Raw genomic sequence first — 7,711 nt, 5'->3', positions numbered from 1 at the left:
CATTTATTGATGTATTGAAATCAAATGGCATTCAAATCAGTATGGATGGTAAAGGTCGATGGGTTGATAATGTGATGGTTGAACGATTATGGCGGAGCGTTAAATATGAAGAGGTGTATCTCAAAGCTTATAGCAGTGTCACAGATGCGAAAAAGCAATTGAGTGCATATTTTGAGTTTTATAATCTGAAACGACCTCATTCGAGTCTAGACAAAATGACACCAAATGAGTTTTACTATGATCAGCTACCGCAACAAAACAAGGTGGCTTAACTAGAGCAGAATATCACTTATAAATACGCTTTTAGTTGTTCAAACAAGTGGAACCACCTCTGCTCAACCAGAGAGAGATCGTTGAGAATAAACGTTTGGGTTCTGTGCTGGCACATATTCAACAACAGCATGAACAACTGGAACACCAAAACAAACGCAATCGTTCTCAAAAGATGCCACGTAGACAAGCACAGAAAACAGCGATTGAACAACGAAATTCAATCCTGTGCTTGACTTGGAAATGTCCATATAGGACATTTCTATTTGGTTATTAGGTAGGACATTTCTACTTGGGAATAACAAAAGAGACTTCGCATAAGAGATTTTATGTTAAATAAGTAAAAGCCCCGAATCACGGGATTTTTTGTAGAGTGTATTATCTTAATTTTAGAAAAATTTTAAATTTTAAATCCGAATAATTGGCCTATTTCTAATCTGCTGTAACCACGTTCTTTGAAAATCAAACAGCGTTGTCTAATTGTGAGCCTGAATACTTACCTAAGGAAATATCTGGGTAAGATAAGGGAGAGTGTGGAATTGTTAGCTTTTTAAACTGATTTTCTCAAATATTTGTCTTTTGTCTTATATCTAAATTTTTTACCTATCGATAAAATAATTGTACTCATAACCTGCTAAGGATAGTAGGTAATAAGCGTTTAAGGACTAAGTATCAATTAGGGCCAAAACAGCTAACTTACATTGGAAAGTAAGTGATTAAGAGAAAACTAACAGCGCTTAATAAGCCTTATAGTTCCGAGAGAGACTATAAGGCTTTTTTATGAAATATAATTTTCTTTTATCAAAAAAATAAATATAACTATTAAAAAAACTTGATTATTTTTCTTTTTACTGTATATTTAACTCAACTAGAAAAAAAGTCTCGTTTCGGTAAATCTTCCTTAAGTATCGCAGTTTTAGTCATAATCCTTCGTTTTTTAGATTTTAAGTTTCATTCTTTATTATTTTTCAAGTTATAATCGGTCAATATAATGACTAAAAATTATTAAAAATCAGTAGGATATATTATGTCAAACTCAAATGTTGTTAAAGGTACTGTTAAGTGGTTCAACGAAACTAAAGGTTTTGGTTTCATTCAACAAGAATCAGGTCCAGACGTTTTTGCTCATTTCAGCGAAATCGCAAGTTCAGGTTTCAAAACCTTAATGGAAGGCCAGCAAGTTGAATTCAGTGTAGCTCAAGGTCAAAAAGGACCGAATGCTGTAAATATTGTTGCTATCTAAGTAATAATAGACAGTAATAAAAAGCACTCATGAGTGCTTTTTTTATACTTCAAAATTTGTTTTAAAAATTAAAATATTTCTAAAAAATAGGATGAAATTTGTTGAAATTAAGTAATTTAATTGCAAAATCTAAAAATGGTACTGAAATTATTGTTTCATTAATTCCTCTTCATAAAATGCAAAATACACGTCAAGGTTCAAAAAAAATCGAAGTAGGTAAAAGAGTCCTTCTTTCATCTGGAATCGAGGTTGATTTAAATTTGGATGGCCGTACATTTTACACTTCTTTAAATCAGCTATTTAAATTAAGTCATAAAGTTGCTTAGAGCCAACATCAACAAGTATTAAGAATTGGGGTAGATTTCTACCACTATAATTTTATTAAGGGGATATATATGTTTAAACAGACTCTCAACGTAAAAGACCAGTTTGGGGTTAAACAAGCTATTCAAGCAACAGTAGATCATCATTTTGCCGATACGCAATCTCACTCAAATATAAGACATATCACCATTGATGGAGAAGATATTCGACCTAGTTTTGAAATGTTTTTTCAAAGTACTGTAAGTGGAAAAATTTTTAAAATTTTATAGATAGTATTTTAAAACCAATACGATACGCATTGTAAGAAACGAGAGCTAATAGCTCTCAGGTCATCCCCCTAAAAATAATTGAGTTTAAAAGTAGAAAATACAAATATTCTCAAATGATCTCTATTTTTTGGAAAAACATATCAAGTTTGTTTATAAAAAAGCCGATATATTTCTGTTATTCACCAATTAAAATGTCTATGCGATAAACTATTTAAAATGTCCTATAAAAAATGAGCTGATTAATTATCATATTCGGCTCTTGTTATGAGCCGAATAAGTGCTATATTCAACTCATCTGAAATTTTAGATGAGCGATTGAAAATGCAGAAATGGATTTGGCAAGCAGAAAACTGGACAAATTTTACATGGCTAGATTCAGTTATCTTACCTAAAACCAGACAGATACATCAAAAAATAGGGATTATTCTGGGGCAAAGTCAGCATGATTTAGCAAAAGAGCAATTCACCCTAGATACTCTGCTTGCCAATCTTGTTGCTTCATCTGCGATTGAAAACGAAACGATCAATGTTTTTTCACTACGATCATCTCTAGCTCAACGCTTAGGTGTCACACTTGAACAGCCTTATCCAAGCTCAGATCGATCAGAAGGTTTAGCCAATATCATGCTAGATGCGCTTAACGATGTTAAGCAACCATTGACTGTTAATCGTCTCATGCAGTGGCATCGTTGGCTTTTCAATGACCCAGATTGGACAATGCACCGTTTACGCATTGGTCAACTTAGGGGGGCAGAGCCTATGCAGGTCGTTTCAGGTCGATTGGACTATCCTAAAGTACATTTTGAAGCACCGCCAAGAGAAGGCTTAGCAGAGCGATTAAATGCCTTTATAGGGTGGTTTAATCACAGCCTAGATGATTCACTGCTTGATCCTTTATTACGTGCAGGCATTACCCATTTATGGTTTGTTACTCTACATCCTTTTGATGATGGTAATGGCCGTATTACACGTACACTTACAGACCTTGCTTTAGCTCAGATGGATGAGCAAAGTATCCGTTTGTATGCAATGTCTACTGCGATATTAAGTAAACGTAAAAGTTACTATGAGATATTAGAACAAACTCAAAAAAATGATTCTGATATCACCGATTGGCTAGTTTGGTTTTTAGATACATTGAATGATAGCCTTGAAAAAACCTTAGTACAGATCAATCGGACATTATTTAAAAGCCAGTTTTGGCATAAATATTCAAATTTAGCCCTGAGTGAAGAACAGCGCAAAGTCCTCAATCGTTTATTAGACGGTGGGGAAAATGGCTTTGAACATGGTATTAGCGCGTCACAATATCAAAAAGTTGCTAAAACAAGTAAGGCGACAGCTACTCGTCATTTATCTGACTTACTTGAGAAAGGTTGTATCGTCAAATTGGAAGGTGGGGGACGTAATACACGCTATCAGATCAATACTCAGTTATAGAAATTTAAGCCATAAAAAAAGCCCGACATCCTGTCGGGCTTTTTCGTATTGGTTCGCTTGGCATAACTCCTGTCTTGCCGCCGATCCTTGTGCGATTATTTATTTTTATTCTGCGGAACGTCCTGTTCTCTTATGACTTCATAATATTGAATACAAGGGGTTATGAATATCCGCAAAATCCCTAAATTCATGTGCGCTCAGGCGTACAAAATTGGTGGATTTTTATCCCAAGAGTTGTCCGCAGAAATTGGGGATAATTTAAGCCAGCGCTGTCTTGATAACGCAGAGAAAAATGACAAATTGATTAAATATTGATCAATTTTATTGGCAAGAAGTATCAAAATTGCTTAAAAAGAAACCGACTTGTTTCCAAGTCGGTTTTTTGTTGTTTTTCAGGGGGATGAAAATTTTTTAACTTTATGAAAAACAAGGATATTTTAAAAAGCATTTCGTATAAGGTGTATTATGTTAATTTTAGATTTACTAAAACTATTTTTTGAGAACTAGGCTGTTATGGGAACTGTAAAGCTCAAATCTTCTGATGAAGTTTTTCAATTAAAAATTAGTCTGCTAGGTAGTGATCCTGAAATCTGGAGAACTATTCAAATTTCATCGGCAGCTACTTTATCTAGGCTCCATAAGGCAATTCAATCTGCTTTTGATTGGGAAGATAGCCATTTACATGAATTCACGACTATTAAGCATGAAAAGATCAATAAAAGACAAAAATTGAAAGAAGTTCTACATGTAGGTAAAAAAATTATATATACATATGATTTTGGCGATTGTTGGGAACATTTGATTACTGTAGAAAGCAGACAATCTCCTGATTTAAATAAAAAATATCCATGTTGTATAGATGGTCAAAATCATGCTCCATTTGAAGATATTGGAGGAATTTTTGGATATCTTGATATTTTAGATGCATTACAAGACCCCAAACATCCAAGATATGACGATTACATGCAAATTATCGAGGATGAAATAGGAGAGATAGAGTTTGATCCGACCTACTTTAATTCACATGATATTAAGTTTTAAACCTGATTTAACATAAGGGTTGTTATACGAAATTGCAACTAAATATAGTTGCAATTATTATTTAAAAGTAACTATACTTAGTTGCAATAGCAGTAGGGCTGAAGTATGGGTAAAACGGAAAAGTTACTGGAAAAATTTGGAAATTCAAAAAATACGTTTCCATATAAAGATTTAGTCGTTTTACTGAGCCAGCTCGGCTATGAAAAATTTGAAATGGCAGGCTCTCGTGTTCGGTTTTTTAATGAAAAAACTGAACATATGATTTTACTGCATAGACCACACCCTGAAAATGAAATCAAAGGTGGGGCATTGAAAGCTGTAAAACAGGCACTCAAGCAGGAGGGATTTTTATGAGCTATTTAAAGTACAAAGGTTATCTCGGAACAATTGAGCCTGATCTTGAAACAGGTGAGTTATTTGGAAAACTTGCTTTTATTCGTGATCTTATTACCTATGAAGCGGAAACTTTAAAAGCCCTTGAGAAAGCTTTTCAGGAATCTGTAGACGGCTATTTAGAATCATGTGCTGAACTAGGAAAATCTCCTGATCAACCATTCAAAGGCACTTTTAATGTCCGTATTAGCCCTGAATTGCACCGTAAGGCGGTTTTAGCATCAAGTAATTCTCTAAATGCCTTTGTCAGTGATGCGATTCAAGAAAAGTTAATGCGTTTAGGTGCGTAATTTATTGAAGCCTAGGCTACTACCTAAAAATTGAAAAACTCAGCAAAAATGGGAGCTTAAAGCTCCCATTTTTAGTTTCGTATAAGGTGTATTATGTTAATTTTAGGGAAATTAATCAGTTGATGAAAAATGAAAATAGGAATTTTTTGGTTTTTGCAAAAGCAAGTTATTGGCATAGCTCATCCATTCAATTTAAATGATGCAGATTCAATAGGCTTAATTGATAGTCCATATACACATGTCGATTATTGGAAAAATATGCAAAGTGTATACCCAGAACTACGTCATTATGAATATGAACAGATTCCAAGGGGTAGGGTAATTTTCGACACAAATAAAGGAAAAGCAATCGTGTATATGGACAAAAAATTATTTAACACAGTAACAGCCACTAAAATTTATGATTTCTTTGATATAGATTCAGAAAATGCTATTCCAAGAAAAGATCCTCACTATCGTACTTAATTGTTTAATTTAGGCTAAAATGAAATTCTCTTTTAATAGGGGGATGAAGATGAGAAAGCGTTTAAAAGACTATAGCCTTGATCAAATTTCAAATCGTGAAAAGGTTTCGGGTCAAGTATTACCAATCCAATTTAGCAATGACGAAGCGACTAAACGTGTTGTGATGCATAGTGCAAAACGAGTCATTAATCAGCATAAAGCTGAAATCCAAGAGCTTGCTTATAAATGAGTTTGATTAGCTCAACATTCGTCATTGCTGTGCATGATGAGATCCTATTACAAACTGGCGTAGGGCGAATAGGCTGTCATATTGAAAAGCTAGAAAGCGTATTAAGCCGTATAGATCAGCAGATGTATTACAGTAATGTAAGCGACATTTTTGAGATCGCAGCATGGTTTGGTATAGCTATCTCAAAAGGTCATGCTTTTGTTGATGGTAATAAAAGAACTGGTTTAGCTGTAATGCTGACTTATCTCGAAATTCAAGGTGTTACCATTCAGGAACAAACAGGTTTAGATGATTTGATGGTCGATATTGTTGAATCACAAGAAGAACATGAATTATTAGCCAAAATTGTGGCTGAATTCTTATACGAGCTTTCGATAATTTAAACTAAGAAATCAGAATCTGAATATTTGGATCATCGATATTCGATAAAAGATTCTTATAAATTAAATAATTTTCATCCTCTCGGCAGATAAAAAATACTTCTGCAACATGATCATATTGAGGCAACATAGAGAGTATAGTGCCAATCGCAATTTCAGCAGCCTTTTGAGGTGGAAAACCATAAACACCTGTACTAATACATGGAAAAGAAACAGTGAGTGCATGAATTTCATTAGCTTTGAATAGTGCATTACTATAAGCATCACAAAGCAATTGTGGCTCATTGTGTTCGCCATCTAACCATCGTGGTCCAACCGCATGAATAAGGTATTTAGCAGGCAGATTACCTGCTGTTGTTACTTCTGCTTGACCTGTAGGGCATCCACCTTTTTCTTGATTTAGACGAATACATTCTTCTTTCATCAACGGTCCAGCTTTTTTATGAATCACATAATCAAGTCCCCCACCACCAAGCAAAGATTTATTTGCTGAGTTAACGATGGCATGTACAGCAAAAGCTGTTATATCTGCGTGGATGAGATGGACTTTTTTCATAATTAGTTTTATAGAATACCCTTTTGTTTCTTATATTCAGTAATGATTGTTCCTAATTCTGGTTCAAATAATTTGATATATTCATCAGATAGACCTCTACTACTAGATGGATGTGGTAAGCACACAACTTGGCATTGTTCAAAATTATCAAAGTAAACTTTAAATCGAGTACCATCAAAATCTGTTTTTTGTACCCTTTTTAAGGGTTCTATTTCTGGACCAACAATAGCAGTAAACCTATCCCAAACATCTATATTTCTCAGAAAATTAATAAGCTTACTACCCATAAATAAAATTACTTTGGGTCTCAAAACTTCAATATGATGAATAAAATTATCAACTGAACCGTACCGGGTTTGTCGGAGACTTTTTTATTTAAGTTAGGCCACCTGACCTAACGGGTTAATCTTATCATAGTACATTGCTTCAAACTCAAAAGGCGATACATAACCCAGTGCACTGTGTACACGCTTTTTATTGAACCAATCTACCCAGTTTAGTGTCGCAAGTTGTACATCTGCTAAACCTTGCCAATCTGCTTTTAGATATTCAATTACCTCTGTTTTGTATAAGCCATTCACCGTTTCAGCCAAAGCATTATCGTATGAATCACCAGTCGTACCGACTGATGCTCGTAAATTTGCTGCTTCTAAACGATTGGTATAGCGAATTGAAAGATATTGAACACCTCTGTCGGAATGATGAATCACATTCTTTGGCATGCCGCGATCATGCAATGCTTGCTCCAATGCATCGAGCACCATATCTGTATTCATCCGTGTAGATACTTTCCATCCAACAATTGCTCGTG

Annotated in this window: 14 protein-coding genes and 1 pseudogene; 12 read left to right on the top strand and 3 right to left on the bottom strand. The window is 34.4% G+C overall.

All coding sequences use genetic code 11. From position 1 onward, the window contains the following. The 12 genes and pseudogenes from FTT98_RS16795 to FTT98_RS16740 all read left to right on the top strand — a co-directional run. Nucleotides 1-272, top strand: a 272-nt coding sequence (locus FTT98_RS16795) for an integrase core domain-containing protein (RefSeq protein WP_151829785.1), incomplete at its 5' end; no start/stop codon positions are given. Nucleotides 273-334: 62 nt separating this feature from the next. Next, nucleotides 335-525: pseudogene (locus FTT98_RS16790) on the top strand (ISNCY family transposase); the annotation flags it as partial. A 772-nt stretch (nucleotides 526-1,297) separates the two neighbouring features. Then, the gene (locus FTT98_RS16785; protein WP_004637138.1) at nucleotides 1,298-1,513 is read left to right on the top strand and encodes a cold-shock protein; all 216 of its coding nucleotides are present in this window, start codon (nucleotides 1,298-1,300) and stop codon (nucleotides 1,511-1,513) included. A 98-nt stretch (nucleotides 1,514-1,611) separates the two neighbouring features. Then, the gene (locus FTT98_RS16780; RefSeq protein WP_004637137.1) at nucleotides 1,612-1,839 is read left to right on the top strand and encodes a hypothetical protein; all 228 of its coding nucleotides are present in this window, start codon (nucleotides 1,612-1,614) and stop codon (nucleotides 1,837-1,839) included. A 69-nt stretch (nucleotides 1,840-1,908) separates the two neighbouring features. Next, entirely contained in the window at nucleotides 1,909-2,106 is a 198-nt protein-coding gene (locus FTT98_RS16775) for a hypothetical protein (protein ID WP_180042310.1), read from the top strand. A 321-nt stretch (nucleotides 2,107-2,427) separates the two neighbouring features. Continuing rightward, on the top strand, nucleotides 2,428-3,546 hold the full coding sequence (locus FTT98_RS16770; RefSeq protein WP_180042308.1) for a Fic family protein: 1,119 nt from the start codon (nucleotides 2,428-2,430) through the stop codon (nucleotides 3,544-3,546). A 513-nt stretch (nucleotides 3,547-4,059) separates the two neighbouring features. Further along, nucleotides 4,060-4,587, top strand: coding sequence for a plasmid pRiA4b ORF-3 family protein (locus FTT98_RS16765; protein ID WP_180177592.1), 528 nt, complete (start codon nucleotides 4,060-4,062; stop codon nucleotides 4,585-4,587). Between the two features lie 105 nt (nucleotides 4,588-4,692). Further along, nucleotides 4,693-4,941, top strand: a complete 249-nt coding sequence (locus FTT98_RS16760) for a type II toxin-antitoxin system HicA family toxin (protein WP_004812233.1) — start codon at nucleotides 4,693-4,695, stop codon at nucleotides 4,939-4,941. Continuing rightward, nucleotides 4,938-5,270 carry a type II toxin-antitoxin system HicB family antitoxin gene (locus FTT98_RS16755; RefSeq protein ID WP_004812232.1) on the top strand — a complete coding sequence of 111 codons (333 nt, stop codon included), beginning with the start codon at nucleotides 4,938-4,940 and terminating at the stop codon, nucleotides 5,268-5,270. The genes FTT98_RS16760 and FTT98_RS16755 overlap by 4 nt, the downstream gene beginning before the upstream one ends. Nucleotides 5,271-5,399: 129 nt before the next feature. After that, nucleotides 5,400-5,735 carry a hypothetical protein gene (locus FTT98_RS16750; RefSeq protein ID WP_179997550.1) on the top strand — a complete coding sequence of 112 codons (336 nt, stop codon included), beginning with the start codon at nucleotides 5,400-5,402 and terminating at the stop codon, nucleotides 5,733-5,735. A 49-nt stretch (nucleotides 5,736-5,784) separates the two neighbouring features. Further along, nucleotides 5,785-5,964, top strand: a complete 180-nt coding sequence (locus tag FTT98_RS16745) for a hypothetical protein (protein ID WP_001231652.1) — start codon at nucleotides 5,785-5,787, stop codon at nucleotides 5,962-5,964. Further along, nucleotides 5,961-6,347, top strand: coding sequence for a type II toxin-antitoxin system death-on-curing family toxin (locus tag FTT98_RS16740; RefSeq protein ID WP_000053135.1), 387 nt, complete (start codon nucleotides 5,961-5,963; stop codon nucleotides 6,345-6,347). The genes FTT98_RS16745 and FTT98_RS16740 overlap by 4 nt, the downstream gene beginning before the upstream one ends. Nucleotide 6,348: 1 nt before the next feature. Here FTT98_RS16740 and FTT98_RS16735 read toward each other — a convergent pair whose 3' ends face one another. The 3 genes from FTT98_RS16735 to FTT98_RS16725 form a co-directional block, all read right to left on the bottom strand. Continuing rightward, nucleotides 6,349-6,900 carry a macro domain-containing protein gene (locus FTT98_RS16735; RefSeq protein ID WP_180042379.1) on the bottom strand — a complete coding sequence of 184 codons (552 nt, stop codon included), beginning with the start codon at nucleotides 6,898-6,900 and terminating at the stop codon, nucleotides 6,349-6,351. Nucleotides 6,901-6,908: 8 nt separating this feature from the next. Continuing rightward, nucleotides 6,909-7,187, bottom strand: a complete 279-nt coding sequence (locus FTT98_RS16730; protein WP_257220837.1) for a hypothetical protein — start codon at nucleotides 7,185-7,187, stop codon at nucleotides 6,909-6,911. Nucleotides 7,188-7,280: 93 nt separating this feature from the next. Then, a partial coding sequence (locus FTT98_RS16725) for a DDE-type integrase/transposase/recombinase (RefSeq protein WP_153887548.1) occupies nucleotides 7,281-7,711 on the bottom strand: 431 nt, incomplete at its 5' end.

This window comes from Acinetobacter sp. YH12039, from assembly GCF_013420015.1.
GTDB lineage: Bacteria > Pseudomonadota > Gammaproteobacteria > Pseudomonadales > Moraxellaceae > Acinetobacter > Acinetobacter amyesii.
This window is presented reverse-complemented; position numbering and strand designations above follow the sequence as displayed.

Bases quoted from the DNA above. Each gene is read 5' to 3' on its own strand.
- FTT98_RS16785 (WP_004637138.1), top strand. From the start codon at position 1,298: ATGTCAAACTCAAATGTTGTTAAAGGTACTGTTAAGTGGTTCAACGAA.
- FTT98_RS16775 (WP_180042310.1), top strand. From the start codon at position 1,909: ATGTTTAAACAGACTCTCAACGTAAAAGACCAGTTTGGGGTTAAACAA.
- FTT98_RS16770 (WP_180042308.1), top strand. From the start codon at position 2,428: ATGCAGAAATGGATTTGGCAAGCAGAAAACTGGACAAATTTTACATGG.
- FTT98_RS16765 (WP_180177592.1), top strand. From the start codon at position 4,060: ATGGGAACTGTAAAGCTCAAATCTTCTGATGAAGTTTTTCAATTAAAA.
- FTT98_RS16760 (WP_004812233.1), top strand. From the start codon at position 4,693: ATGGGTAAAACGGAAAAGTTACTGGAAAAATTTGGAAATTCAAAAAAT.
- FTT98_RS16755 (WP_004812232.1), top strand. From the start codon at position 4,938: ATGAGCTATTTAAAGTACAAAGGTTATCTCGGAACAATTGAGCCTGAT.
- FTT98_RS16750 (WP_179997550.1), top strand. From the start codon at position 5,400: ATGAAAATAGGAATTTTTTGGTTTTTGCAAAAGCAAGTTATTGGCATA.
- FTT98_RS16745 (WP_001231652.1), top strand. From the start codon at position 5,785: ATGAGAAAGCGTTTAAAAGACTATAGCCTTGATCAAATTTCAAATCGT.
- FTT98_RS16740 (WP_000053135.1), top strand. From the start codon at position 5,961: ATGAGTTTGATTAGCTCAACATTCGTCATTGCTGTGCATGATGAGATC.
- FTT98_RS16735 (WP_180042379.1), bottom strand. From the start codon at position 6,900: ATGAAAAAAGTCCATCTCATCCACGCAGATATAACAGCTTTTGCTGTA.
- FTT98_RS16730 (WP_257220837.1), bottom strand. From the start codon at position 7,187: ATGGGTAGTAAGCTTATTAATTTTCTGAGAAATATAGATGTTTGGGAT.